Genomic DNA, 26,790 nt, shown 5'->3' on the forward strand with positions numbered 1-26,790 from the left:
CAGATATGACAGCGCTTTGTTTTGACCACTCTGATGGTACCATTTGCCAGCTTGCTGTTAGCGAAGTGGCGTTGCCACGTTCAATTGAAGCCCAACGGCACATTGAAACGCGCGCGCGCTTCAAGGTTCACGGCTTGAGGCTGAACCTTGAAGAATCAGAGTTGGAACAGTCGCTAAACTCGCCGCTGTTCTTCGAGTGGCAGCAGTTGGAGTGGTTGTTCGAGCCAGGAGCCGGTTGCCGCTGTGAGCCTCCGTTGGCGCTTTTTATCAATGGGGTACATCAGAAGCGCGTGAAGTCGCGAACGTTGCATGGCCAGGTACGCTTGACAGGGACGACCAACCTGGAGAATAGCGTCGGCCTGACACGCTTTGAGATTCGTGATGCTAACGGAAAATTGCTCTTTGCACTGGACGGTGAAGTCTTTCCACAAAAGCTGGATTACAAAGATGATTTCCCGGCTATGCTGGATGAGATCACTGAGATTCTCTATTCGTTAGCCTTCGATGCGTTTACTAAAACGTTTGCCTCGACGCGTCCACGTTCTACCTACCACCAACTCACATCAGAATGGCTCAATCTGTTCAAGGCGCTTTATCACAGTTTAGAGCAGAGCCTGGATACGTTACTTCGCTCGCCCAAATCGGAGCTGAGCAAGGAGTCCCGGGTCAAGCCTATTCACCGAGTCAAGCGGGCGACACCAAGGGCCATCAAGTCAGCGGCTCAGCGCCCCGATCGCTTCTGTCGCGGCGGTGGACTACACGTGGCTCCGGGTGTGCAACTTTCGCACCTGACCGAGCAACACAAGCGTATTAGTTACGATACCCAGGAGAATCGCTTCATTGCCTGGGCGATCAGCGATATCCTGCGCCAGATTCAGCGTGCCGTTCGTCACTTGAACAAAGGCCGTAATCTGGATAACCAGCGTGTTAAGCTGGAGATAGAAGCGTTGGAACGCAGCAAATCCCACTTGCGGCGGCGGCTCAGAAGCCCCGTATTGGCAGAAGTGAGTACGTTCAATCATCAGATGTTCTTCTCGACGACCTTGACGATGGCACCAGGGTACAAAGAGTTCTATCACCGCTTTCTGTTGCTGCGTAAAGGGCTGACCATGGCCGAGCACCCGTTGTTCAAGATGGATTACAAGGATATTGCGACCATTTACGAGTATTGGTGCTTCCTTAAGACTGTGAAGTTATTGCGGGAAAACCCCAAGTACGACCTGGCTGGCAACGATATTGTCAAACTTGAGCATCATCGATTTAAGGTAAACCTGAAAAAGGGCAAAAAATCGGCTGTCAATTTTGTGCAGCGAAGCACTGGCGACGGCATCGCCATCTACTTCAATCGCAGTTTTCCCAGAAAAGATTACACCTACACCTTCGACCAGAAGCCGGATCAGTTTATCGAGTTCTCACGCAGTGGATTTGGCAGCAGTCGTGATAAAAAGTCGTTTAAGGTGATCATGGATGCCAAGTATCGTTTTGATCGTGGATCGAAGGAGTATCCTGGCGGCGCAGGAAGCACTCCATATGGGCCGCCTTTGGATACTATCGCTCAGCTGCATCGTTACCGTGATGCCATCCTTTGGGAAGACAAGAAAGAACAGCAGAAAACTGTCAAGATGGCCAACAAGAGCATTGGCGGGGTAATCCTGTTTCCCTATCCAGAGGACGAGCAAGATTTCGTAGCACACCCCTTCTACCAGAGTATCGAGAAGGTCAATATTGGCGCGATACCGCTACAGCCAGGCAGAGTGCGTAAAAACAGGCTCTTTCAGGCGTATCTGGACAGCCTTTTTGAGCAGCCGGGCGAGGTTATCACTGAGTCGTTTTATCATTACGATGATAGAGCCTATCAGCAGCGCCGCCAATCTAACCAAGATCTAGTGATGGTGGGCTTGGTCCCCCAAAAACAGCGAGATGCTCGGCTTAAGTACCATTTTGAACAACAAATCTTTTATACCCAGCGCCATAAATCATCGAATTACCCACTGCATGAGGTCAAATCGGTGGCACTTTATGATCAGCAAGAACGCAGGATTATTGGCTGGGCTAACGTGTTAAACACCGAGATTTTGCTGGGTAATGAGCTTGAGCAGACGGGCACGCACTGGAAGCCTAGCAAGCCAAATCAGCCTTACTATGTCTATCATCTGGAGCCAATAAAGAGCGCCAACCTTAGGGCGGGTGGCCAGATGAAGGGCAATCGGACAGGCCGTTACTTTATTACCCGGTTGGGTTTGCAGGTAGCCCTTCAGGAGCAGGTGCCAGAGCTGCAGTTTTTAAGCAGTTGGGAACAGTTTATCGAATGGAAAACCCTGAAAACGCGTCATTCAGCTGTGCGTGTTGAACGGCAACGCCGCATAGATGCATCCAATGGACAACCAGTGGATGACCTTGAATTCATTGTAGAAAAGGACGTGGAGTCGTCATAATGTCACTGAAAGCTTGGAGAGATATCGCTACGCCCCACAAGGACGTGCGCGAAGGTTTATTTAAACAAGCAGAGTTCGCTGCAGATATCACTCAGGTGGCAACCGGCACGGCCCCCGAGGAGTACCAGGACGCAGAGAAGTTTTTCTCGCGTACCTATATTACCGAAGGTATGCGTTTACTGCTGATCTCGGTAGCCCAGCGTCTATCCGGTAATGGTGGTGACCCCGTTATACAACTGCAGACCGCCTTTGGCGGCGGTAAAACGCACACCATGTTGGCGGTCTATCACCTGGCATCACGCAAAACCAGCACCGATAAACTACATGGTATTCCTCCTATTCTAGATGCAGCGGGTATTCATGAGCTTCCCTATGCCCGAGTAGCGGTCATTGACGGCATCAACATGGCGCCAAGCCAGAAGTCGGTTAAGAAGGAAGGTCAGAAAGTCACAACCTTATGGGGTGAGCTGGCGTGGCAGTTGTTAGGTGATGAAGGCCTGGCACTGGTAAAAGAATCTCATGAGCAGGGCACATCGCCTGGTAAGCAAGTGCTGGTTGATTTACTGCAAAAAGCTGCGCCCTGTGTTGTGCTGGTAGATGAGCTGTTGGCTTATATTCGCCAGTTTGAGCTGGGAAAATCATATTCTGCAGGCACTTATGACAGTAATATCAGTTTTATCCAGGCGCTAACTGAAGCAATGAAAGCGGTACCCAATGCCATCTTGCTTGCCTCACTGCCGGAGTCCGAGCTTGAAGTAGGCGGCACAATGGGCCAGCAAACGTTGACGGCTCTTGAGAAGTATTTCGGGCGGTTAGAGTCAGTGTGGAAGCCGGTGGCTACTGAAGAGGCATTCGAGATTGTCCGTCGTCGTTTGTTTGAGAATGCCGGTGAGCGTGCAGAAATAGAAGGCATCAGCCGTCAGTTTTCTGACTTCTATCGTCAGCATGCTGGGCAGTTTCCCACCGAGACACAATCCAACGAGTATTTTGAGCGACTTTGCCGCTCTTACCCGATCCATCCTGAAGTATTCGACCGCCTTTATGAAGATTGGTCGACACTGGACAAATTCCAGCGTACTCGTGGTGTACTTCAGTACATGGCGTTTGTGATCCATAAACTTTGGGTGTCCGGTAATCATGATGCTTTGATCATGCCAGGATCACTCCCCCTGGAAGATAGTAATGTGCGGGATAAGAGCATTCACTACCTGCCCGGAGGCTGGCAGCCGGTAATTGAGAGAGAAATAGATGGGCCTCGTTCTGCAGCCCAAACACTCGACAACGAGGTTGCTCTATTCGGAGGCGTGCATGCTGGCCGTCGGGCAGCACGCACTATTTTTCTGGGTAGCGCTGCTGGAGGCAGCACCCAGGCGGCTCGCGGAATTAAGCAGGAACGCATTATGCTCGGTACCGTTCAGCCGGGGCAATCTATTGGCATCTTTGAAGACGTGCTCAAACGCTTGCGTGACCGGCTGCACTATCTTTATTCCGAACAGGATCGTTTCTGGTTCGATACAAAGCCCAATTTGCGCAAAGAGATGGAAAGCCGCAAACAAAACATCAATGACCGTGATGCATTGATACCGCTGCTCAAAGATCGAACGACTCGCCTAATGGGACGTCAACATCATTTTGCGGGTATTCATGTCTTTACTGCGTCTGGAGATGTGCCAGATGAATATGGTGTCGGGCCGCGATTGGTAGTGCTGCCAACGAACGCTGCTTATAGCCGCACAGAAAGCAATCAGGCGTTTCAGGTGGCGCAAGAAATCCTACGCAATCGTGGGGAACAGCCACGCCAGAAGCAGAACCGGTTAATTTTTCTGGCCGCTGATTTCGATGTAGTCAGCCGCTTGAAGGACCAAGGGCGTACCTTTCTGGCTTGGAAATCAATTGTAGAGGACATTGATAGCGGTGCGCTTAATCACGATATGACGCACCTACGACAAGCCAAACAAAGCCGTGACTCAGCGGATTCTTCACTGTCCCAGTTAATCCGTGAGACCTACAAATGGTTAATGGCGCCCGTAGAGGAGTTTGTAAAAGGCAAGCCAACGCTTGAATGGGAAGTGGTTCAGATCTCTACCACGTCGCCTAATTTAGTAGAGACGATTGAAAACAAACTACGTGAAGAAGAATGGTTAATCTACGAATGGTCACCAATATTTTTACGCAATATCCTCAACCAATGGTATTTCAAGGAAGGGGTGACTGACGTTCATGCCGTCAAAGTATGGCAAGATAGTTGCCACTACCTCTACTTGCCGCGGCTAGTCAACGACAGTGTATTCAAAAATGCCATGATTCAAGGTGCGTCATCGGAGGATTTCTTTGGCTACGCTTCGGGCAAAGAAGGTAACACCTATCTAGGCTTCACCTTTGGACAGGGAGGTATCGGTGCGTTAGACGGTGAGGCTCTTATCATTGAGCGCGAGGCAGCTAGGGCATACCGAGACAAACTAGACGCAGATGCTGCCCAGCGTTCTAGAGAACTAGCTGATCGTAATGCTGCTGACGTGATCCAGGGTGGTAGGAATAATGAAGTAGGTGAGGGCGATGAACGGTCGGGAAACAGTGCTGCTCCGCCTATGGGAGCTGGAAACAATGGCAGTAGCCCCGCTGGACCAGTAGCGGCACCTACAAGCATTGCCAAGAAGCAATTCTACGGCACAGTGAGCCTTGACCCGTTAAAGGCGAAAATGGATTTTGCCACCGTTGTCGATGAAATTGTCGAGCAGTTCACCTTACGTACAGGCGTGGAAGTAAAAATATCAGTAGAAATTGACGCTACCAGTGTTGATGGTTTTGATGAAGCGCTACAGCGAACGATAAAAGAAAACTGTAACGTGTTGAAATTTAGCAGTTCAGAGTTTGAGGAAGACTAAGTTTAACCTGCTATGCCCCAGGCAACGCGTCGTCGTTCCCATATTATCATTTGTTGTGCGTTGTTTGGGGATCAAAGAGAAGGAGTAGGGAGTGAACATCATTGATGATGCATTGATGGTTTGCAGTGACTGCTTGATGATTATCGCCAATGATGATGCGACAGGGCTAGATTACTATTTAAGTGATAGAGATGCTGCTGCGCGAGAACAAGAAATTCGCGCAGCAATCCTTGAGCTTGGAAGTAACGAAAGGTACATAGCAGTGGGGAATAGTCAATTCGATGACGAGTTTTCCTCTTCCCCCTGCGCCTGCTGTGGTGTGAGGCTAGCTGGTCCAAGGTATCATTGCGTCTTGGTAGATGCTGGTTGATGCGTTGATTCTAAGCCCAATTAGCCAATTATTTACTTGTCATGTTCTTAGCTGTTTCGTACTCAGCGTCCAGGCCTGACTGGGTATCTAGCGAAGGATCAATCTGCTTCAAGCCAACATGCATCATCGAAAGCAGCTGCATACCTGAGAAGTCACCATCGAGGCTATTGAGTGTGTATCGCTCGTCTGGATCATTGATTGAGAGGCCTTTCTCGCCAAGTTTAGCGATCTCAAATACTACTTTTGCGAGCTCTTGCTGCTCCATTTTTGCAAATGTCTCGAAAGCACCACTCATGTACATGACAGCATCCATGCGCAGCCCTCCGTCCACTTTTTCCTTCATGGACTCTTGAGCTAGACGGCTTACAGATTTTTTTACCTCAGCCGCTATAGAAGACTCAGGCTCAAGTTCAATGATGCGCTGGTAGAGCGAGATTGCCTGACCATGCATTTCAGGCCCAAGTTCTTCTAAATTGAGTGCCGATCCATATAAAATACCAGTATCGTCAGGGTTAGCTTCTTGGGCACGCTTGAAGAATGGCAAGGCTTTATCGTGTTTGCCCAGTTTTGCTAACAAGCCTGCCAGGTTGCGATTAATCCAAGGGTCCTCTGGCAAATTTTTGGCAGCATTACCCAGAGTTTCTTCGGCTTTTTCGAGCTCCCCAAGCTTTATGTAAGAAAAACCGAGAGCTGCATGAGCATGGGCATAATCAGGCTCGATCTCTGTACAGGCTTGCAAGGGGGGAACTGATTCTTCAACACGCCCCATCTCTGAGAGACAAACGCCGTAGTTGTATAGAATTTCAGGATCGTTGGTCATTTCTGCCATGATTTCCAACGCAGGGAGGGCGTCTTCAAGGAAACCGTGCTCGAGTAGTCCCAAAAGGTACTGCTTAGGTTCAATTCCCTCTTGTGGGACTGCAACCCCCAATACATACCGTCTTGAATGACAATGGCTGCGGTGCAACCTTTGGCCGCGTACTGCAATGTGATGTTCTGAAGGACTGCATCTTCGAAACCCGGGGCATCTCGCGGTGGTAGCCCGTCGATCTTGATGTTATCAAGGCTGTGTTTGAAGATCTCAGGGGCCTGGGGCGTTGCATCACCTATGAATCGGAGCTTGGATATTAGCCACAATGATACCAAAAAATGTCATGATTTAGTGAGTTAGGTAATTGATGGGTGGCTAAAAACTAAGAGCTAGAAACCCTGCTCCAGTGCGATACCCTCAAAGAGCTGATCAGCTACGCCATTGGTTGCATGATGGGCCGCTACTCACTGGACAAGTCCGACCTGATTCTCGCCAGCCAGGGCGACACCGTCCGCGACTATCTCGCCCAGACACCCGAACTCAGCTTCGCCCCGGATGACAACGCCATCATCCCGCTCACCGATCAGGAATGGTTCCCCGACGACGCCACCCACCGCTTCCGCAATTTCGTGCGCACCGTCTGGGGCGAAGAGCACCTGCAGGAAAACCTCGACTTCGTCGCCGAAAGCCTCTGTCTCCACGCCATTAAGCCCAAGAAGGGCGAGACTGCCCTGGACACCATTCGCCGCTACCTCAGCACCCAGTTCTTCAAAGACCACCTGCGCACCTACAAAAAACGCCCCATCTACTGGCTGTTCTCCTCTGGCAAGCAGAAAGCCTGGGGATGAAGCTGCAGCTGGAGCTTGATGACCCCGAGACGCCGACGCTTTTGTACTTCCCCCACCCAGAGCCAGCGCCGGAGCGCGATTGGCTGCTGGATATCAAGCTGTATTCCGGGCGCTTCTACGCTGACCGTATCTCGATGATCTTCAACGAGCTGGGCCTGACCCGCCATGTGATGCGCGAGCACTTGGCCCGGCGTGAGGCGTTTCTGGCTAGCCGTAAGCGTATTGAGGCGCTTAAGCGGCTGGTCACGCCAGCGATGGATGAGGACGCCATCGACCTGGCCATGCTGGCCGCCGTGGTGGGGGCGTCGTCTACCGAGGTGGCGACCTTGCTGTTCCACCTGGCGGCGCAGGCGGCAGACGGCGACCTTGGCCTGGAAACCAACCCGCCGGGCCTGGTCGACGCTGAGAAATACGCCCTGGTGCCGGCCCTGGTGCGGGCTTTGCAGGCTGAGGTAGGTTACCCCGCGCGGCGAGACGAGCTGGAAGGCGAGGTGCCGCTGAACTTTGGTCAGCTGATGCTGCGCCTGTTGATTACCGGCTATTGCGAGAGTATTTCCGAGATTCCCGATTGGGCGGGGCAGGTGGCCATGTCCTCGGTGAATGCCCGGGCGACCTCGCGGGCACTGCTGACCCGCTGGCGGGATAGCTCGCGGTTCTACCCGGCCTTTGATGTGATCTCTGCCTGGGTGGCCGAGGCCCAGTGCATTGAGGACAAGATCCACGACCTGCCTCTTACGCAGCTAGCCAATGTCGCCACCTTTGAGGCGGTCGAGAAGCAGATCATCGTCGACCTGTGTCAGGCCATTCCCACTGCAGATGCCCGGGATCTGCGCCAGTTTGCCAGCCTGATTGCCGAGCGCCTGGACGGCTTCTGGGCGTCGCGCCATAAAAACGATCCGCGCCGTGAACGCTACCGCCAGCTTTACGCGGCCCTGACCGCCGCTATCGAGCTGTTTGCCCTGCGTCATGAGCATGCCGCGGGCTTTCACTTTGAGACGGTCGCGGCGCTGTATCAGGCGTATGAGCAGGACCTGTACCGCTTTGATCGCGCTTATCGTCATTACGCGGTGGCCTCGGATGCGCTCAACGTCGAGCTGTTGAAAACCCTGGATGAGGCGGTTGAGCGCTGCTATGACGAATGGTTCCTGGGCCAGTTGACCCGCAACTGGAGCGAGCGTATCGAGGCGGAAAATCGCCTGGCCGACTGGACGTTGCCTGGCGTTCCCGCCCAGCAGAATTTCTTCCGTGAAAAGGTGCGCCCGCAGTTGGAAGCGCACCGCCAGAAGCGCCTGGTGGTGATTATCAGCGATGCTTTCCGCTATGAGGCCGCCCAGGAGTTGGGCGAGCGTATCAATACCAAGCGCTATAGCCAGGCCAGCCTGAGCAGCCAGCTGGGGGTGGTGCCCAGCTACACCACCCTGGGCATGGCGGCGCTGCTGCCTCATCGTGAACTGGCCTATCAGCCGGGTAGCGATAGCGTGCTGGTCAATGGGCAACCCAGCCAGGGCACCGCCAACCGGAGCAAGCTACTGGCGGAAGCGCTGGGGGGACAGGCCTTGGCGGTGACCGCCGACGAGGTAAGGGGCTGGTCGCGGGAGCAGGGCCGCGAGAAGATCAAGGGCGTTCAGCTGATGTATATCTATCACAACGTGGTAGATGCAAGAGGGGATTCCGCCAGCACCGAAAGCGAGACCTTCGCTGCCGTGGAGGATGCCATTGAAGAGCTGGATCAGCTGACCCGCAAGGTCTTGATGCACATGAACACCAGCACGGTACTGGTAACGGCGGACCACGGCTTTCTGTTTCAGCGCAGCGCCCTGGACGCCACCGACAAGACGGCGCTGGGCGATAAACCTGCCGCTGCCTTCAAGACCAAGAAGCGCTACGTCCTGGGTAACTCGCTGCCGGATAGCCCCAGCGTCTGGCATGGCCACACCCGAAACACCGCGGGCACTGCCTGTGATACCGAGTTCTGGATTCCCAAGGGCGCTCACCGCTTCCACTTTGTGGGTGGGGCGCGCTTTGTCCACGGCGGCATCATGCCTCAGGAAATCGTGGTGCCGGTGCTCACCGTTCAACAGTTGCGCGGTGAAAAGGCCGAAGAGCGCACCCGTCATCGGGTCGAGGTGATCTCGCCCAAGGCAGCACTGAAGATGGTCAACAATATCCAGCGCTTTGACCTGCTGCAGACCGAAGCCGTGAGCGACACCCGCTTGCCGCGCACCTTGTCGGTGGCGATCTTTCAGGCAGGCGACGCCAACGAGGGGGAAACCCTTGTGTCCAGCGAAGAGGTGGTGACCTTTGACAGTGCCAGCGACAACATGAACGAGCGCATGAAAGCCGTGCGGCTGTCGCTGTCCGGCACCGACTTCGACCGCAAACGCGACTACTTCCTGATCTTGCGCGACCGGGATCTAGGCACCGAGCTGGAACGCTACCGGGTGGTCATCGACCTGGCGTTTACGGATGACTTCTTTTGAGCCATGCCAATGAATGGCGCGCGGATATTTTTTAGGCAGGAGTGAGCCACCATGGATTTAGATGCTTCTTACGCCCAGCAGGGCAGCGGCGCGATTCAGGAAGCCGACCTGGACACCTTGCTCAATACCCACTTTGCCGGCCGGGTGGTGCGCAAGGATCTGACTCAGCGGGTCAAGGAAGGCGCCAATGTGCCTGTCTACGTGCTGGAGTATCTGCTGGGCATGTACTGCGCCTCGGATGATGCGGAGGTGATTGATACCGGCCTGGAAAACGTCAAGACGATTCTGGCCGATAACTATGTGCGCCCGGATGAAGCGGAAAAGGTGAAATCCGTGGTTCGCGAGCGGGGCAGTTTCAAGGTAATTGACCGGGTGACGGTGCGCCTAAACGAGAAAAAAGACCGCTACGAGGCGGCGTTCAGTAACCTGGGGATCAAGGACGCCGAGATTTCCGCCGGTATCGTCAAGGAGCACGAGAAACTGCTGGTCGGTGGCATCTGGGTGATTGCTACCCTGCGTTATTTCCATGAGGAAGGCCAATCCGCATCGCCGTTTGGCGTCAGCCTGCTCAAGCCTATTCAGATGCCCCACATGAAGATGGATGAGCTGTTTGAAGGGCGGCGCAGCTTTACCACGGCCCAGTGGCGCGAGGTGCTGATCCGCTCGATTGGCATGGAACCCGCTGAGCTGGACGAAAGCGTGCAATGGCACCTGCTGGCCCGGATGATTCCCTTTGTCGAGAACAACTATAACGTCTGCGAACTGGGCCCGAGGGGTACCGGTAAGAGCCATATTTACAAGGAATGCTCGCCCAACAGCATTCTGGTCTCCGGCGGGCAGACCACGGTGGCCAACCTTTTTTACAACATGAGTTCTCGGCGGATCGGCCTGGTCGGCATGTGGGATCTGGTGGCCTTCGACGAAGTGGCGGGTATTTCCTTCAAGGATAAGGACGGCGTCCAGATCATGAAGGACTTCATGGCGTCTGGCTCCTTTGCCCGTGGGCGTGAGCAGATGGAAGCCTCAGCCTCCATGGTGTTTATCGGCAATATCAACCAGAGCGTGGAATCCCTGGTCAAAACCAGCCACCTGTTGACGCCGTTTCCGGAGGCCATGATTGATGCGGCTTTCTTTGATCTTTCCATGCCTATATCCCCGGCTGGGAAATTCCCAAGATGCGGCCGTCCTTTTTCACCCAGCGCTACGGCTTTATTGTCGACTACCTGGCGGAGTTCTACCGCGAGATGCGTAAGCGAAGCTTCGCCGATGCCATCGACCGTTTTTACTCGCTGGGCGATAACCTCAACCAGCGTGACGTGATTGCCGTGCGCAAGACGGTCTCAGGCCTGCTCAAGCTACTGTTTCCGCATGGTGAGTACGAGAAGGATGATGTGCGTCAATGCCTGGAATACGCCATGCAGGTTCGCCGCCGGGTGAAAGAGCAGCTCGAGAAAATCGGCGGGATGGAGTTCTACGATGTCCATTTCAGCTATATCGACAAGGAGACGCTGGAAGAGCATTTTGTGTCGGTGAAAGAGCAGGGCGGCGGTGGCCTGATTCCCGAGGGGCAGGGTAAACCGGGCGTGGTGCATACCATTGGCCTGAGCGACAAGGGCATGCCTGGCGTCTACCGCATTGAGCTCCAGGTGACCGCCGGCAGTGGCAAGCTGGCCATGTCCGGGCTTTGGAACGCCACCGCCGCCAAGGAACAGGTCAAGATGGCGTTTGACTACTTCAAGGCCAATGCCGAGCGCATCAGCGCGGCGCGCAAGGTGATGGCGCAGGATTTTCACCTGCACGTGGTCGATCTGCAAAATACCGGTGTGCTGCGTGACCTGTCGCTGGCCAGCCTGGTGGCGTTCTCCTCTGGCCTCTTGGCCAAGCCCACCCAGAGCCAGATGGTGGTGTTAGGCGATATGAGCCTGGGCGGCAGCCTGAAGCCCGTTGAAAACCTCGCCGAGTGCCTGCAGGTGGCCTTTGATGCCGGTGGCAAGCGCGTCACCCTGCCGATGAGCAGCGCCGTGGACATCCCGACCATTCCCGGTGAGCTGTTCACCAAGTTCCAGACCAGCTTCTACTCGGAACCTGTGGATGCCGTGGTGAAGGCGCTGGGGGTAGAGTAAGTGCCATCACTCTCTTGGCGTGATACGTTCAAGGGAAAAGGCAGACCCTAGGTTGCCTACAACTACTCCACGGCGGCCTAAGGCCTTATGGTCGCATGCAACCGGGAATCTGATGATATCGGTCATCCGGGCAAATAATGCCTTGAGGGTTTACAAGGCTTTCTGCTAGCGTGTTTTGACGATTACCTGCAACAGGGCCTTGTGATGATCCTGTTCGCACAAATGGCCGCAGCATGGCGAACTACCGTCAACCGTCCTCATGGGAAGTGTTCGAACGATGGTTAAGTCTCAATCCAGTATCCTGATTCGCTGTTCGGTGCCTGATATCTTTCACTTCGTGGTGACCGATTTTGTCCGCAACTACCCGCGGTGGTCGCCTGAAGTTCAGTCGCTGACACCTTTGAGCAGCGGGCCGCTGACCGTCGGGTGGACGGCGCGGCAGGTGAGAATAGATCAAGGCCGCCGTTCCGAAGCCGATTTCAAGGTCATTGCACTCGAGCCTGAGCGTCGGGTGTGTTTCAAAGGCATCAAAGACCCATTTGAGATCAACTACTTTTTCGAACCGCACTTTGATTACACCCGGCTCACCTTCAGTTTTGAATTGGCGCGCTTGAGCCTTGGGTTGCGGCCGTTCGAAAAACTTATCCGAGTTGCCGTCAAGGATGGTACGGATCGCGTCGTTCGCGATCTGAAAACACTGGCCGAACGAGAACTTGGTCAACAGAAAACAGACTAATAGGTTTGATAACGCACCCCTCGGCTGGAGAAACCATGCTATTTATCCCTGATAAAGATACTGGCGTTATTCCACACGTACTGACACAGATTCTGAATACCTGCGTCAATGGCGTTACGCTCTCCGACCCGGATCAGCCGGATACCCCGATCATTTATGCCAACAGCATTTTCGAGCGGCTGACCGGCTACAGCCAGGAAGAAATTCTGGGGCGTAACTGTCGCTTCCTGCAGGGTGAGGATCGTGATCAACCCGAGCTTGATAAGATCCGTGCTGCCCTTAAAGTGCATGAGCCCGTTGAGGTGACGCTGCGTAACTACCGCAAGGATGGCACCCTGTTCTACAACCGGCTGATGATTCAGCCGCTGTATGATAACGAGGGTCAATTAATCTACTATCTGGGCGTGCAATATGATGCCAGCGAACTCATCAATGCGCAGGCCGAGATCGAACGGCTTGAAAAAGTCCTCAAGAACACACCTGCCGATTAGAGCCCGCTGAATGAACATGGCCGTTGACTGCTTTAGATGACGAAGCGCCAACGGCCATGGCATTGACGCCAGCAGCGTCAGCGCCGGTTCGGTTCAGCGTGGTTCAACAACGTCAACCACCCAGTAAGTGTCACGGGCCTGGGCATAGGCTTCATCCGGCAGCATATCGCTGTCGCGTATGTTGGCCTCCGCTTCTTCATTAATCGCTTTATGCAGCGCAGCCATGGCGGCCTCTGGGGTATCGAAGATATCGCCATGCGGGCCATTACGCAGGTCTGCAAGTTGGTATCTCATTGGAAAGCCTCTATTTGTCATGGGCAGCGCCAACCAAGGCACCGCCATTGGTTCAACAGCCTGTTGACCTGTTTTTTGAGGAAACATCATCACTTTTGCATGGCCTTGAAGATGAATGATAACAAGCCTACCAAACGTGTCACTCAGGTGTACTTGCCAGGTGTACTTGCAATGATCAGTGGCGTATCTGTTTTCGTTTTGAAGATGGTGACGCATATGACGCCGAAGTGTGTGACTATCACTGAGTGTGGTGATGATCTGGCTATTCTTAATACTACCGGTATGCAGTGTAAACCCACTCATCCAGACGAAATGCTGAGGGAAGGTTTTCTTCCGGGTTATGAGCTGACGGTTTCGGGGTTGGCCGAATCTTTGGGCGTCCCTCGTCAGTCAGTTAATGAGCTGTAGCGACAGAACCCTAACGGCAAGGTGGATTGCTTCGCGAATCCACCCTACAGGTTCTGGTGGCCTAAGCCACCTCTATGGCTCTTAGGTCTTTGCTATTGGTAAATATAGTTAACAATACACTGCGTGTATGCCCTGGATATTATCCGGGGTTTTTTTGTTAAGCTGCTTTGTCCCTTACCGTCATCGCTTGTCTTCGAGTAACCTGTGTTGGCGCGTTGCTTTTGCAAGATGATTGGTTAGGCGGTTGCCTGTCAGAGCTCGTGGTTCGCGAGTACTGCGTCAGTCATCATCATGATATAGGGAACAGGGGAGTCAAATTGATGAAAAAAGCACTTTTGAGAGCCTTTGGTGGGCTCGATAGGTCATATCTTTTCAAGCAGTATCTGGTGGGCATCGCGATTTTTGCGATCTGTGCGTTTATCGTTAACAGGTACAGCGATGGTTTGGGTCTTTACACGCTTTTAACGTTCAGCGTTAACACCTTGCTGTATCCGTATTCACGCTACCTGTTTCAATCCATGCTCAAGGCTGTATTTGGCAATACCGTGTTTGATAAGGGGGCAGCTATCTTAACCGTACTGAGAGTGGCCAGTATTATTGTGTGTTGGATAGCGGCCTGGTTGATAGCGCCATTTGGTCTGGTCTATCTGTATTTTCGGGGTGGGCAGAAATCCGTTCGGTGATGTGTGCCTGAAGCGGGCGCTGTCAGTAAGCCTGCTGCCATCATAGGGTGTTCCGGAGTGATTCTTTCAGGGTGTTCGGCTGTATTTTTCCATAGGCGTCAGCCGACAGACACCTCAGTCTCCGCGGTGTTTGCTACCGGCGGCAAGCGCATCACCTTGCCAATGAGCAGCGCCGTGCATATCCCAGTTATTCCCCGCAAGCTGTTCACCGGGTTGCAGACCCGCTTCTACCCGCAACCCGTGGATGCCGGAGTGAAGGCTCTTGGGGGTGGCGTAAGCCTATTTTGCCTCCCGCGGGAAGCGTATCAAGACAGTGGCCGCAATGGTCAGCAGGACGATGGCAGCGGCCTCGAACACGATGTTCTGCGGGTCCATTTCCTTGCCCTGCAGTACGATCAGGCGGGCAATGGCGGTGATGGCAATGAAGATCGGGTAGACAAACGGCGAGCCGCGTCCGGTGTAGGAGACCAGCACCATGGCAATCACTTCGGTGTACAGAAACAGCAGCAGGATATCGGCCAGTTCGACATTGCCACGCTGGTAAACCCCGAACAGCTCGTTGGCAGCGGCGCTCAGGGTTAAGAGCCCGGTAATGACCAGCAGCAGTTTCTGAAGCAGGGTGAAGCCGCCGACAATAAAAAACTGCTCTGCCGAGCTGATCCTATTCGTTTCAGGCTGTTTCGACGCCTGACGCTTGGTGAGCTGTTGTTGGGTCGAATCTGAATCGTCCATGGTGGCTCCTGCTTGGCGAGTAAGGGGGTTCTGATCAACCCGTACATGACTTATACAAAGTCATGTACGGGTAAAACTCTGTCATATCCTTCAAGCTATCACGCCATTCGGCCAATGCACACCGCAAGCCTGGCCTGACAATGCCTTTCATCAATCAGTTTACGTGCTGAAACGCCCTTCAAAAGGCCACATACAGGGCGATCGCCTATCTTACAGGCAGGTGATGGCCAGAACGTTCACCTTGTAGAAGTAAAACGGCTTGTACTTAAAGGCTGTCGGTCTATACTGTATATATAATCAGTATATGAGCGAGCCGTTTCATGTCTTTATCTGTCTCTTTTATTGGCCGGGCCGAACCGGCCCCGGCACCTTGCCCGTTGCCGCTGCTATCCAGTGCGGTGCGCGCCGGGTTTCCCAGCCCGGCTGATGACCATCTGGATAATGACCTTGATCTGCACCGCCATGTAGTCAGGCGCCCTGCTGCCACCTATTTCGTGCGCGCAGAAGGCGACTCCATGACCGGTGATGGCATCCATCATGGCGATCTGCTGGTGGTGGACCGCAGCCTGGAAGCCTTGCCCGGGCGGGTGATCGTGATTGCCGTCGACGGCGATCTGACCGTCAAGCGGCTTGAACGGGTAGGCCAGCGTGCCTACCTGAGAGCCAGCAACCCGGCGTATCGGCCCATCCCGCTGGAAGGGCGCGAGTCCCACGTCTGGGGCGTGGTGACCCATGTGTTACACAGCCTGCCGGGTGCCATGCCGCTATGATGGCGTTGGTAGATTGCAACAACTTCTATGTTTCCTGTGAGCGGGTCTTCAATCCGGCACTGGAAGGGCGCCCGGTGGGCGTGCTGTCCAATAATGACGGCTGTATTGTCGCTCGTTCCAATGAGTTGAAGGCGCTGGGCGTCGAGATGGGTACTGCCCGGCACCTGCTGTCGCCGGCCCTGCGCCGCCAGGTGATCCTGCTGTCGAGCAACTACGCGCTGTATGGGGATATGTCTCACCGGGTGACGGAAGTACTGGCCAGGTTCTCGCCGCATATTGAGGTGTACTCGATTGATGAAAGCTTTGTGGGGTTTCAGGGGTTCGACCCTGATACTCTTGAAAACCGCGGGCGCCAATTACGGATGACGGTCAGGCAATGGACGGGTATTCCTGTGTCGGTGGGGTTTGCGCCAACCCGGGTGCTGGCCAAGATTGCCAACCATCTGGCCAAGAAACACCCTCATTTCAAAGAGGCCGGCGTCTGCCTGCTGGACGCCGATAGCCTGATGACGCAAAGGGTGCTTGAGCAGTGGCCGGTGACTGAGCTATGGGGCATTGCCTGGCGAACCGGCGAACGCCTGAAGAAACTGGGCATTGAAACCGCCTGGCAGCTGCGCCAGGCCGACCCCAAGCATGTTCGTCGCCATTTCAGTGTGGTACAGGAGCGCATCGTCTGGGAGCTGCGTGGCCAGCCTGCCATTACGCTGGATGACATGGCTCAGCCCAAACAGCAGATCATGGTGTCGCGCTCTTTTGGCCGGCTGACCAGTGACCCGCACGATGTGCGTGAGGCCCTGCGCCATCACACCGCCAGAGCCGGTGAAAAATTACGCCGGCAGGGCAGTGTGACCAGTGCCGTCATGGTATTTGTGCGCACCAACCCCTTTCGCAGTGATCTGCCTCAGTACCGCCACCGGGTGGTCGTGTCACTTTCAAGGCCCAGCGACGACACCCGGGACCTTGTCGCGGCCACCATGCAGGGGCTAGGGAATCTGTGGCGCAATGGTTACCACTATCACAAGGCCGGCGTGATGCTGCTGGATTTGTCTCCAAAAGCCCATCGCCAGCTGAGCCTGACGGAAACTCCTCAAACCGAAGCAGACGCCCGGCGCAGTGAACGTCTGATGGCCACGATGGACCAACTCAACCGTGAGCTGGGCAAGGGAACTGTACAGCTGGGCCTGCCACGCCAGAATAACGCCTGGACACTACGCTCTGAGCATCGCACCCCCCGTTATACGACCTGCTGGAGGGAGCTGATCCGCGTCAAGGCGTAATTCAGAGTGCTTGAATTCAAAAGCCTCGTCTGGCCTATATCACTCTGAGGGGTATATATTCTTTAGAGGGAGTGCTTCTTTGGAAAATTCCTGGAAAGCGTTCAATAACCATGCTGGTGTCTAAAGGCCCTAGCCTCGGGATGATGGAAATTCCTGATCAGGACATTTTTCAACCTTTTAACGACTTCTCAATAGGTGATAAATGGCATTTCGATTTCAGCGACGTATCAAACTGGCACCGGGCGTTCGGCTTAACCTCAGTAAACGGGGGCTGGGGTTGTCAGTGGGGCCGCGAGGTGCCAGTCTCAGCATCGGGCCAAGCGGCGCTCACGCCCATGCCGGTCTTCCGGGAACAGGGCTCGCCTACCGGACAAAACTGAACAGGAAAACATCCCAAGGTTCTTCAACCCATGAGGCGTCTCCCGCTTCCAGCACTGAGAACGTCGAATCACGCCTGGCTGAAGCGGAGAAGGTCAACTTCCAGCTGGTGGTCGATGAGTCAGGAGACGTCGATTACCAATGGCCGGATGGCCAGTCACTTTCAGATGAGGAGGCCCGGGCCGTCAGGCGCGAGGGCGAAGAGACAATACGCGAGCATCTTCAGGCTATCTGTGATCAGCGCAATGAGGCTATCGATGTGCTGGGCCATCTGCATTGGAGTACGCCTTGTCCGAAGATGCCTGGGTATACTCCGCAACCCTTTGAAGAAAAAGCGCCTCAAGCACCTGCACCGCTGAAAATGAAATGGTGGCAACGCCTGTTGCCGGCCACATCCTCACGTCTGGAAGCAGAGCATGCGCAGCGTCAGCGGGCCTTTGACAGTGCCTACCGCCAGTGGGAGAAACGTAAGGCAGACTTTGATGCCGCTGAGTTTGCTCGGCAAAAACGCGAGCAAGAGGACGTTTATGCCGATATGAATGCCATGCAGCAGGCATTGCAAGAGCGGCTGGAAGACATTGAATGGCCGAGAGAGACCCTGATCGACTTTGACCTGGGCCGTGATGAAAGCACGATTGCGGTGGATATCGATCTGCCCAATGAAGACGAGATGCCGGAGCACTACTGGCAGATGCCCGCCAAGGCCTTGAAGCTTACTCCCAGGAAACTCAGTGCTACCCGTCAACGCAAGCTTTACCGTGATCTTGTGCATGGCATAGCATTTCGAGTGATCGGAGCCGTGTTTGCGCGTCTGCCCAACGTTGAAGAGGCCCGCGTTTCCGGGTACCGGCAGGTCATTGACGCGGCAACCGGGGGTGAACACGACGAATACCTGTTCAGCATCAAGGTCAGCCGAGCGCAATGGCAGCGTATCCACTTTGATCGGCTGGAGCAGGTTGATCCTGTGACCGCTGTGGAAGGCTTCAGCCTGCGTCGCAATATGACCAAGACCGGTATTTTCCGGGATATTGATCCGTTCAGTTTGGATTAACCGTCATTGGGGTGCTTTATTCTGGCCAATGCCAGGCTTCCTGCGTAAAATCCTGATCAGCCGGACCGGAACCCGGCAGCCAGCCACGCTGGCGTCTCGCTTTGTACAAATTCTCCGACAATGAGCACCCCTGATGTCACAACCTTCCCAACACCAACCCGCTGTGGTGGTGTATTCCGGCGGCATGGATTCCTTTACCCTGCTGCATCGCGCCCGTCACCAGCATACTGATGTACATGCGCTTTCCTTTGATTACGGCCAGCGTCATTCCCGTGAACTGGGAATGGCCCGCCAGGTCTGCCAGGCCCTTGGCATTGCCCACCAGGTGGTCGATATTCGCGCTATTCATGGCCTGATTGATAACTCGGCGCTGACCGATCCCCGCCAGGCCATTCCCAGTGGCCGCTACGCTGCGAGCAATATGCAGGCAACGGTGGTGCCTAATCGCAACATGATGCTGTTATCGATGAGCATCGCCAAGGCGATCAATATCGGTGCCCGGGATGTCTATTATGGCGCTCATGCGGGCGATCATCTGATCTATCCGGATTGTCGCCCTGCGTTTGTGGAGGCAATGAACGAAGCTGCTGGCCTGGCGGACTTTAATCCGCTGACCATTCACGCGCCTTACCTGCAGGCTAGCAAAGCCGATATTCTGGCCGACGGAATCAGGATGGGGCTGGACTACCGCCACACCTGGACCTGCTACCAGGGCGAGGAACTGGCCTGCGGTGAGTGCGGCAGCTGCATTGACCGCCTGGAAGCCTTTGCCGCCAACGGTATGGAAGACCCCATCGCCTATCGGCCGTCCTGATCTCCCAAGAGGCAACACCATGTACCATATCAAGGAAGCCTTCTACACCTTGCAGGGTGAAGGGGCGCAGAGCGGCCGCGCGAGTGTTTTCTGCCGCTTCAGTGGCTGCAACCTGTGGTCCGGTCGCGAGAAGGATCGCAGCACGGCCGTCTGCCAGTTCTGTGATACCGATTTTGTCGGCACGGACGGCATCAACGGCGGGCGCTTTTCCACGGCAAGGGCCCTGGTGGACCATATTGTCTCACTGTGGCCGGCCATTTCCAGCGCCACGCCTTATGTGGTGATGACCGGGGGCGAGCCGCTTCTGCAGGTGGATGACACCCTGATTGACGCCCTGCATGAACAGGGCTTTGAAATCGCGGTGGAAACCAACGGCACCTTGCCGGTGCCTGAGGGTATTGACTGGGTCTGTGTCAGCCCCAAAAGCCAGGCAAGGCTGATGGTGACCCAGGGCGATGAACTCAAGCTGGTATACCCCCAGCAGGACGCCTTGCCGGAACGCTTTAGCTGCCTGGATTTCGCGCATTTCTATCTGCAGCCCATGGATCAGAGTGCCTTGCAGAACCCCAGCGGCAATACTGTGCAGCAGACGGTGGATTACTGTCTCAATCACCCGCAGTGGCGTTTGTCCATGCAACTTCACAAACTGGCAGGCTTTGAATAATGGCGCTTTTTGTTAACCACCTGACCCATCTGGACGTTTCCATCTGGAGCCCCGTTCACGGCCTGACTGGCATGAGCTGGTTGGTCAACGCCACGCTGGAAGGCGAGTTGGGCGACGACGGCATGCTGCTGGATTTTGGCGAGGTCAAACCCTGGATCAAGCGGGTGCTGGATGCGGGGCCGGATCATACCTTGCTGGTGCCGCAACACGCAGACGGTGTGGCCGTGAAATTTGATGACAAGCATTGCACGGTGGAGACCCAGCATCCCTATGCGATACGTCTGGAAACACCGCCTGAGGCAGTGACAGCGCTGCCGACCGCAGAGGTGAGCGAGGCGGATATCCTGGTTCATTGCGAAGCGCTGTTGAATGCCCAGCGGCCGCCCAACGTCTCTCGGGTCACCTTGACCCTGAGTGCCGAAACCATTGACGGTGCGGCGTTTGGCTACAGCCACGGCCTGAAACGCCACCTTGGCAACTGTCAGCGCATTGCCCATGGTCATCGTTCTCGGCTGGAGATTTATCAGCACGGCCAGCGTGTGTTTCAGCTTGAACAGCAGTGGCGTGACTGGCTCAACCATCGCTACCTGATTGAAGCCGAGGATATTGCCGAAACGTCACAAGAAGGGCAAATTTTATACCGTTATCATTCAACGCAGGGAAGCTTCAGCCTGGCCCTCCCAGAGTCACGCACGGCGGTACTCAAGGTACCCACCACGATTGAAAACATTGCCCAATGGCTGGCGGACAAGGTCGCGACGCAAACCGGCGAGCCCACACGTACCGTGGTGTTCGAAGGGATCAGCAAAGGGGCGACGGCGGAGGCCTCAGGCGCGTGAATATGTCAGAGCCATTATTGCTGCTAATGGCCGATGTCGTGCTGGTGCTGCATGTCATCTTCGTGGCCTTTGTCGTACTCGGTCTCTTGGTGATCTATCTGGGATATTTTTGCCAATGGCAATGGGTGCGTCATAAGGTCTGGCGTATAGCGCACCTGGCTGCTGTGGGTTATGTCGTCGTGCAGTCCTGGCTGGGGTTGGTATGCCCGCTGACCGTCTGGGAAAGGGCGTTACGGGAAAAGGCAGGCGAAGTGACCTATGCAGGCTCCTTTATCCAGCACTGGTTACATCGTCTACTGTTTTTTGAAGCACCAGACTGGGCCTTTGTGCTGGTTTACAGTGTATTCGGCTCTCTCGTGCTGGCCAGCTGGTTTGTTGTGCGACCCCATAAGCACATGCGGCAGTAATGCCCGATTCCTGTCCCGGATTGTCGGGACAGGAATCCGGGTCAGAACAGTGGGCGTTGCGCAGCCGCGTTATCAGTCATTAGCCGACCATTCTTCTACCAGCAATTTGACCAGTGCCTGTGCTGGCATTTCCCGCGCCAAGGGCGCGCCCTGGCCGGCCCAATGGGCATCAAATCCGTGTTCACCCTGGCGGGCCGCAGCGCTGGCCAGTGCCTTGCCAGCCGCATAGGTAAAAGGGTAATCCGGCGGTGATAGTGTGCTCGGGCGGTTGGCCGAGCCTGCATCAATATCGCGGTGAAAGCGATTGACAATGCCTCGCGCGGCGCGACCGGAAATGCTCCGAGTGACTTCGGTATATTGGCTCTGTGGGCTTTTCAATACCTGGCGATAGGCGTCATCTGCCGCTGATTCCGGGCATAGCACAAAGGCCGTGCCCAGCTGAACGCCTGATGCTCCCAGCGCCATCGCCGACCTTATTCCCTGGCCATCCATAATGCCCCCGGCGGCGATAACCGGTATGCCACACTGCTGACTGAGCAAGCGTACCAGCGCCAGGGTGCCGATCCTGGCATCGCCCTTGGCCGGGTCAAACACGCCTCTGTGGCCTCCCGCTTCATAGCCCTGGGCGACGATGACATCCACCCCGGCGGCCTCGATTTCACGCGCTTCGTCCAGGGTGGTTGCACAGCCCAGGGTCACGATACCTGCCGCTGTGAGCGTCTCGACCCAGGCCGCTTGCGGCACGCCAAAGTGAAAGCTGACAATGGCCGGTTTTTCTTCCACCAACATATTCAGCGCCACGTCGTCTTCAACAAAACTGGTGTAGATTTTATCCAGCTGATTGGGCGGTGTTGTGCCGAATTCAGCAAACAGGGGCGCCAGTTGGTTCAGCCAGGCAGCTTCCCGGGCGGCGTCGTATCTCGGTGCCTGATGGCAGAACACATTGACGTTAAACGGCTTTGACGTCAGCTCTCGGGTTTGAACGATCAGTTCACGGGCCTTTTCTACTGAGCTGGCGCCAATAGCAATTGACCCAAGCCCCCCGGCATTACTTACCGCTGCCGCCAGCGCAGGCGTTGAGACACCTGCCATCGGCGCCTGAATAATCGGATAGTCAACGCCGAGCTGCTGCGTAAGGCTGGCCTGTTCTAACATGATCGTCTCCCAGGGAAGGGGGTTATCAAGGGGTATTTTGTGCGCTTTGCCCCTGTGGAGGCCGTTTTTTCCTGTTCCCAGTGGGTTTGCGTTTTGTATAGCCCTTGTTTGATTTAGCGCCACGTCTGGCAGGCGCCGCAGCTTCACCCTGGGCGGTTTGCAGGCTGTGACGCAGTTTACCAGCATCGCTCTGGCCCAGCAGCGCATCAAGATCCTCAACCAGGGCATGCTGGAAGGCATTTGCGTCATCCTGGCGTTCGGCAATGGCGCTTAAACGCTGCTCCCAAAGGGCGGTACGTTCCGGTGTGCTGACCGCCTCGGGCAGGGCGGCAATCAGGGCGCTGCCCAGGCGGGTGGCGCGTAATGCTTTCTGTCTGCGGACGATATAACCGCGTTGCACCAACGTTTCAAGAATCCCGGCGCGGGTGGCTTCAGTGCCCAGGCCATCGGTGTCGCGCAGGGTGCGGCGCACTTCCGGGTCGTCCACATAGCGGCTGATATTCATCATCGCCTTAATGATGCTGGCATCGGTAAAGTGCTCTGGCGGGCGGGTCTCGCGTTCCTCTACTCCCGCGGCCAGCGCCTGGCAGGCTTCTCCTTGCGTAAGTGGCGGAAGCGGCGGAGATTCCTCCCGGGTGGTGAACAGGGGCTTCCAGCCGAGGTCAAGTACCTGCTGGCCACGAGCGCGAAAGCATTCTTCCAGCAGGGTGAATTCGGCTTTTACTTCAAAGGTGCGCAGTGGTGGGTAGAACTGGGCCAGCACATTCCGGCTGATCAGCTGAAACAGCTTGGCATCGATATCGCTGACTGCGCTGGCATCAAACGGCTTGCCGGTTGGGGCAAGGGCATGGTGAGCCCCAACCTGTTTATCGTTCCAGGCCTTGGAGCGACGGCTGAAGTCGGCGCCTGACAGCCAGCCGTTCAGGGTGGTGTCGTTCTGGCAGGCGCTGCTGAGCACCTTGCGCATTCCGGCAAAATGCTCTTCCGGCAGGTAACGGCAGTCTGAGCGGGGGTAGGTGATCAGCTTATGCTGCTCATACAGACGCTGGCAGCCATCCAGCACTGCCTGGGCGGAAAGCCCAAAACGCCGCGCCGCATCTACCTGCAGGGCAGAAAGTGAGTAGGGTAGCGGGGCATTCTGGCGTTTTTCCTGCTGTTCCAGCTGGCTAAGCTGGCCTTGAGCACCGGGCAAACGGGCGGCCAGGGCATCCGCCGGGGTCCGGTCAATCAGGCGGCCCTGTTCATCCAGTGGCTGATTGGGCTTGGGTGCCCACCAGGCGCGCAGCTGACCGTGTTGCACCTCTAGATCCACCCATAGCGGGTAGAAGGGGTAAGGCACAAAGTCACGGATTGTGTTATCACGGCGCACAATCAGCCCCAGCACCGGCGTTTGCACGCGTCCCACCGAGAGCACGCCATCGTGACCGGCCTGGCGCCCGGTCAGCGTCCAGGCGCGGGTCAGGTTGATGCCATACAGCCAGTCTGCCCGGGCGCGCGCTTCAGCGGCGCGATACAGCGGCTGAAAGGTCTGGTTATCCTCCAGTCTGCCCAGTGCCCGCACCACGGCAGGGCGGTTGAGATCACTGACCAGCAGCCGCTGCACCGGGCCACGGTAATTCATGTGCTCAATCACTTCCTGCACCAGCAGCTGGCCTTCGCGATCCGGGTCACCGGCATGCACCACCAGGCTTGCCTGTTTGAGCAGCTTGCGTATCACGCTGAGCTGCCCGCGCGTCTTGGGCCTGGGCGCCAGCTGCCAGCGGCTGGGTACAATCGGCAGACGGTCAAGGCGCCACTGTTTATCGGCCGGGTCGTAGGCTTCCGGTGGTGCCTGTTCCAGCAGGTGCCCCAGGCACCAGGTCACGGTGGTATCCCCACATTGGATCAGCCCCTCCTGACGCTGCATGCGGCCGGGTAGCGCTTCGGCTATCGCCCTGGCCAGGCTGGGCTTTTCAGCAATAATCACACGCATGGTAGCGCTTTGTGTTTAGTCTCAGAGTTAAGCATTGTCGTGACCTCTGCTGGCACTGGAAAAGCGTGATCTTTTTTCACCAAATCACGGCCTATTGGCTGACTTTGGCTGAAATACGGGTGTTTTTGTAAATATCTTGTATAGATATTTTGTACAAGGTAGCGCTGTTCTGTAAACTTATCACATCTTGGCAATTAACCAGTAGAGGCGAGCGCTATGCGTGAGCGCGGTAGAACGCGGCGATTGATGGGGCTGGGTGCCCGAACCGGCGGCGCCTTGTTGAAAACCCGTATGGGAGGGCAGGCGGATTGGCGCGCCTTGGGTGAAGCCCTGTTTGAGGGGCTTTCCGAGCTGAAAGGGCCGGCCATGAAGCTGGCGCAGATCATGTCACAGTGGGATGACCTGCTGCCCCAGGATCTGGCCGATGAATTGGCAAGGCTGCAGCGCCAGGCCGAGCCGATGCCCTGGCCGCGCATTCGTGAGGCTCTGGTGCTGCAGTATGGTGATATTGATGCGCACTTCAAAGAGATTGAAGAGCGGCCTTTCGCCAGTGCTTCCATGGGGCAGGTTCACCGGGCGGTGACCCAGGCAGGCGATACCGTGGTACTCAAGATCCAGTACCCCGGCCTGGCGGAGGTGTTGGAAAGCGATCTCAAGCAGGTCAAGCGCCTGATGCGCCTGGGGCGCTGGTTCAAGGTGCCTCAGGCGCGCCTTGACGCTCTGTTTGAAGAGCTGGCGGCGGGGCTGCGTGAGGAGCTGGATTATCTGGCTGAGGCCAAGGCGCTTTCCCGCTATCGCGAACGCTATCAGCATGACCCGCGTCTGGTGATTCCGGAACCCCTGTTTGAACTTTCCGGCCAGCATGTATTGGCCATGCGCTTTGTTGACGGCACGCCGTTGCGTGAGCTGGAAAATATTGATGATGAGCGGCGCCAGAAAGTGGCCGAGGTGCTGGCTGACTGGATTACGGAAGAACTGTTTACCTATGGCGAGTTGCACGCCGACCCCCATGCGGGCAACTTTGCAGCCGATGACGATGGGCGCCTGGTAATTTATGATTTTGGCGCTGTCATTCCGGTACCCAAAGCGCGCTTGAAGGCCATGATGCAGCTGCTGGATGCCACTATAAAGCATGACCCTATGGCCATGGATGAGGCGTTGCTCAAGATGGGTGGTCGCCAGGGGCAGGGCGCACCGCTTTCTCTGTACCGTGAATCTGCCGAGTGCGTGTCGCCGCTGTTTGCGCCGGGTCAGCAGGACTTCAGTGATGTACGCGTTCACCGCCGGCTACGCGAGTTGACGCCCAAGGTCTGGGCAGCGATGGATCGCCTGCAGCCGCCCGCCGATACACTGCTGTTGTCACGGGCACTGAATGGCCATTACTGGAACCTGGTGCGCCTGCAGGCTCGCCTGGACATGTATGCGCGCACCGCGCCGCTATTGGCGTGGGCCAGAAATCCCTGACCCGACGGGGTGTTTATCCGTTCAGGTTTTTCAGCCAGAACACCATTGGCTTTTCCGTTTCAGCGGATTCGTTGATGTCCTGCCAGCGGAAGGTCGTGGCCAACTCAGGGTGGTGCTGATAACCCTGCGCCTGCCAGAAGCCATGCAATGGTTGGTAATCAGCCGGTTTGAGTGGATGATCGGCGGGCCGTTCGACAGCACAAAATGCAGTGGTAGTGAATCCCTGTTGGCGCGCATGCTGCTCACGTTCAGCCATAAAGCGTTTGCCGATACCTTGCCCTCGGTAGTCAGGCAGCAGAACAGATTCGCCGTAATAGAATATCTGGCTGACAGGAAACCCCTGATGCTCAAAGGGGCGGCGGAAATCATCCACTTCGTCCTGAAGCGGTTGGCCAGTCGCCGCCCCGATCAGTTGGTTACCCTGAAAGGCAAGCACAAAGAAGCTCCGGGGGTTGGCAGCATAGCGGCCCAGATAATCGGCTTCATAACTCAGGTCTCCGGCATAGAGATACGGGTAATCCCGAAAGACGTCGATGCGCAGTTGAGCAAGCGCGTCTATGTAGGTGCCCACGTGCGTTCCCTGGCAAGTGGTGACGGTCACGTCTCTCATCAGTCTGACTCCCATGGTGAACTGGCGCTCAGGTTTGAAAAAGGATAGCAGGCCTGTTTTTTGCAACCAATCCTGTCTGCGACAGCCTTCCCG

24 protein-coding genes and 1 pseudogene are annotated in these 26,790 nt (G+C 55.8%); 19 read left to right on the top strand and 6 right to left on the bottom strand.

Annotation, left to right across the window (positions count from 1 at the left end; all coding sequences use genetic code 11):
- Nucleotides 1-5: 5 nt before the first annotated feature.
- From LL947_RS05605 to LL947_RS05615, 3 genes are all read left to right on the top strand, one after another.
- Nucleotides 6-2,435: a DUF2357 domain-containing protein gene (locus LL947_RS05605; protein ID WP_499834200.1), complete on the top strand. Its 2,430-nt coding sequence runs from the start codon at nucleotides 6-8 to the stop codon at nucleotides 2,433-2,435.
- Nucleotides 2,435-5,320 (top strand): ATP-binding protein, encoded by a 2,886-nt coding sequence (locus LL947_RS05610; protein WP_499834201.1) that lies wholly within the window; start codon nucleotides 2,435-2,437, stop codon nucleotides 5,318-5,320. The genes LL947_RS05605 and LL947_RS05610 overlap by 1 nt, the downstream gene beginning before the upstream one ends.
- Nucleotides 5,321-5,411: 91 nt before the next feature.
- Nucleotides 5,412-5,690, top strand: a complete 279-nt coding sequence (locus LL947_RS05615; protein ID WP_499834202.1) for a hypothetical protein — start codon at nucleotides 5,412-5,414, stop codon at nucleotides 5,688-5,690.
- Between the two features lie 28 nt (nucleotides 5,691-5,718).
- On the opposite strand, the gene LL947_RS05620 is transcribed toward LL947_RS05615, so the two are convergent.
- Complete coding sequence (locus tag LL947_RS05620; RefSeq protein ID WP_499834203.1) at nucleotides 5,719-6,573, bottom strand: tetratricopeptide repeat protein; 855 nt, start codon at nucleotides 6,571-6,573, stop codon at nucleotides 5,719-5,721.
- Between the two features lie 377 nt (nucleotides 6,574-6,950).
- On the opposite strand from LL947_RS05620, the gene LL947_RS05625 reads away from it, so the two are divergent.
- From LL947_RS05625 to LL947_RS05650, 6 genes and pseudogenes are all read left to right on the top strand, one after another.
- Complete coding sequence (locus tag LL947_RS05625; protein ID WP_499834204.1) at nucleotides 6,951-7,349, top strand: hypothetical protein; 399 nt, start codon at nucleotides 6,951-6,953, stop codon at nucleotides 7,347-7,349.
- Nucleotides 7,346-9,829: a BREX-1 system phosphatase PglZ type A gene (gene pglZ / locus LL947_RS05630; RefSeq protein ID WP_499834205.1), complete on the top strand. Its 2,484-nt coding sequence runs from the start codon at nucleotides 7,346-7,348 to the stop codon at nucleotides 9,827-9,829. Before LL947_RS05625 ends, pglZ begins: the two co-directional genes overlap by 4 nt.
- Before the next feature lie 51 nt (nucleotides 9,830-9,880).
- Nucleotides 9,881-11,259, top strand: a pseudogene (gene brxL / locus LL947_RS05635) (protease Lon-related BREX system protein BrxL); the annotation flags it as partial.
- A 186-nt stretch (nucleotides 11,260-11,445) separates the two neighbouring features.
- The gene (locus tag LL947_RS05640; protein WP_499834380.1) at nucleotides 11,446-11,952 is read left to right on the top strand and encodes a S16 family serine protease; all 507 of its coding nucleotides are present in this window, start codon (nucleotides 11,446-11,448) and stop codon (nucleotides 11,950-11,952) included.
- A 277-nt stretch (nucleotides 11,953-12,229) separates the two neighbouring features.
- A complete protein-coding gene (locus tag LL947_RS05645) occupies nucleotides 12,230-12,688 on the top strand; it encodes an SRPBCC family protein (RefSeq protein ID WP_404417259.1) in 459 nt (152 codons plus the stop codon).
- 35 nt (nucleotides 12,689-12,723) lie between these two features.
- Nucleotides 12,724-13,179 (top strand): PAS domain-containing protein, encoded by a 456-nt coding sequence (locus LL947_RS05650; RefSeq protein ID WP_404417262.1) that lies wholly within the window; start codon nucleotides 12,724-12,726, stop codon nucleotides 13,177-13,179.
- Nucleotides 13,180-13,272: 93 nt separating this feature from the next.
- On the opposite strand, the gene LL947_RS05655 is transcribed toward LL947_RS05650, so the two are convergent.
- Entirely contained in the window at nucleotides 13,273-13,473 is a 201-nt protein-coding gene (locus LL947_RS05655; RefSeq protein WP_499834206.1) for a hypothetical protein, read from the bottom strand.
- Between the two features lie 111 nt (nucleotides 13,474-13,584).
- Between LL947_RS05655 and LL947_RS05660 the strand changes: the two genes are divergently transcribed.
- Together LL947_RS05660 and LL947_RS05665 are read left to right on the top strand one after the other, a co-directional pair.
- Nucleotides 13,585-13,881 (top strand): helix-turn-helix transcriptional regulator, encoded by a 297-nt coding sequence (locus LL947_RS05660; protein WP_499834207.1) that lies wholly within the window; start codon nucleotides 13,585-13,587, stop codon nucleotides 13,879-13,881.
- A gap of 320 nt (nucleotides 13,882-14,201) precedes the next feature.
- Entirely contained in the window at nucleotides 14,202-14,564 is a 363-nt protein-coding gene (locus LL947_RS05665; RefSeq protein ID WP_404417268.1) for a hypothetical protein, read from the top strand.
- A 279-nt stretch (nucleotides 14,565-14,843) separates the two neighbouring features.
- On the opposite strand, the gene LL947_RS05670 is transcribed toward LL947_RS05665, so the two are convergent.
- Nucleotides 14,844-15,296, bottom strand: coding sequence for a phosphate-starvation-inducible protein PsiE (locus LL947_RS05670; protein ID WP_499834208.1), 453 nt, complete (start codon nucleotides 15,294-15,296; stop codon nucleotides 14,844-14,846).
- Nucleotides 15,297-15,616: 320 nt separating this feature from the next.
- On the opposite strand from LL947_RS05670, the gene LL947_RS05675 reads away from it, so the two are divergent.
- From LL947_RS05675 to LL947_RS05705, 7 genes are all read left to right on the top strand, one after another.
- Entirely contained in the window at nucleotides 15,617-16,066 is a 450-nt protein-coding gene (locus tag LL947_RS05675; RefSeq protein ID WP_290824224.1) for a LexA family protein, read from the top strand.
- Nucleotides 16,063-17,343, top strand: a complete 1,281-nt coding sequence (locus LL947_RS05680; RefSeq protein ID WP_499834209.1) for a Y-family DNA polymerase — start codon at nucleotides 16,063-16,065, stop codon at nucleotides 17,341-17,343. Before LL947_RS05675 ends, LL947_RS05680 begins: the two co-directional genes overlap by 4 nt.
- Before the next feature lie 202 nt (nucleotides 17,344-17,545).
- Nucleotides 17,546-18,772 carry a DUF4236 domain-containing protein gene (locus tag LL947_RS05685; RefSeq protein WP_499834210.1) on the top strand — a complete coding sequence of 409 codons (1,227 nt, stop codon included), beginning with the start codon at nucleotides 17,546-17,548 and terminating at the stop codon, nucleotides 18,770-18,772.
- Nucleotides 18,773-18,905: 133 nt separating this feature from the next.
- Nucleotides 18,906-19,586, top strand: a complete 681-nt coding sequence (gene queC, locus LL947_RS05690; RefSeq protein WP_404417283.1) for a 7-cyano-7-deazaguanine synthase QueC — start codon at nucleotides 18,906-18,908, stop codon at nucleotides 19,584-19,586.
- Nucleotides 19,587-19,605: 19 nt separating this feature from the next.
- Nucleotides 19,606-20,250: a 7-carboxy-7-deazaguanine synthase gene (gene queE / locus LL947_RS05695; protein ID WP_499834211.1), complete on the top strand. Its 645-nt coding sequence runs from the start codon at nucleotides 19,606-19,608 to the stop codon at nucleotides 20,248-20,250.
- Nucleotides 20,250-21,089, top strand: a complete 840-nt coding sequence (locus LL947_RS05700; protein WP_404417289.1) for a 6-carboxytetrahydropterin synthase — start codon at nucleotides 20,250-20,252, stop codon at nucleotides 21,087-21,089. Before queE ends, LL947_RS05700 begins: the two co-directional genes overlap by 1 nt.
- 2 nt (nucleotides 21,090-21,091) lie before the next feature.
- Nucleotides 21,092-21,496: a DUF2784 domain-containing protein gene (locus LL947_RS05705; protein ID WP_404417291.1), complete on the top strand. Its 405-nt coding sequence runs from the start codon at nucleotides 21,092-21,094 to the stop codon at nucleotides 21,494-21,496.
- A 72-nt stretch (nucleotides 21,497-21,568) separates the two neighbouring features.
- Here LL947_RS05705 and LL947_RS05710 read toward each other — a convergent pair whose 3' ends face one another.
- Nucleotides 21,569-22,651 (bottom strand): NAD(P)H-dependent flavin oxidoreductase, encoded by a 1,083-nt coding sequence (locus LL947_RS05710; RefSeq protein ID WP_499834212.1) that lies wholly within the window; start codon nucleotides 22,649-22,651, stop codon nucleotides 21,569-21,571.
- Nucleotides 22,652-22,676: 25 nt separating this feature from the next.
- Nucleotides 22,677-24,623 carry a DNA topoisomerase III gene (locus LL947_RS05715; RefSeq protein ID WP_499834213.1) on the bottom strand — a complete coding sequence of 649 codons (1,947 nt, stop codon included), beginning with the start codon at nucleotides 24,621-24,623 and terminating at the stop codon, nucleotides 22,677-22,679.
- A 216-nt stretch (nucleotides 24,624-24,839) separates the two neighbouring features.
- Between LL947_RS05715 and LL947_RS05720 the strand changes: the two genes are divergently transcribed.
- Nucleotides 24,840-26,087 carry an ABC1 kinase family protein gene (locus LL947_RS05720; RefSeq protein WP_499834214.1) on the top strand — a complete coding sequence of 416 codons (1,248 nt, stop codon included), beginning with the start codon at nucleotides 24,840-24,842 and terminating at the stop codon, nucleotides 26,085-26,087.
- A gap of 13 nt (nucleotides 26,088-26,100) precedes the next feature.
- On the opposite strand, the gene LL947_RS05725 is transcribed toward LL947_RS05720, so the two are convergent.
- The gene (locus LL947_RS05725) at nucleotides 26,101-26,697 is read right to left on the bottom strand and encodes a GNAT family N-acetyltransferase (protein WP_499834215.1); all 597 of its coding nucleotides are present in this window, start codon (nucleotides 26,695-26,697) and stop codon (nucleotides 26,101-26,103) included.
- Nucleotides 26,698-26,790: the final 93 nt, after the last annotated feature.

Source organism: Halomonas sp. BLK-85 (assembly GCF_044792155.1).
Classification (GTDB): Bacteria; Pseudomonadota; Gammaproteobacteria; order Pseudomonadales; family Halomonadaceae; genus Vreelandella.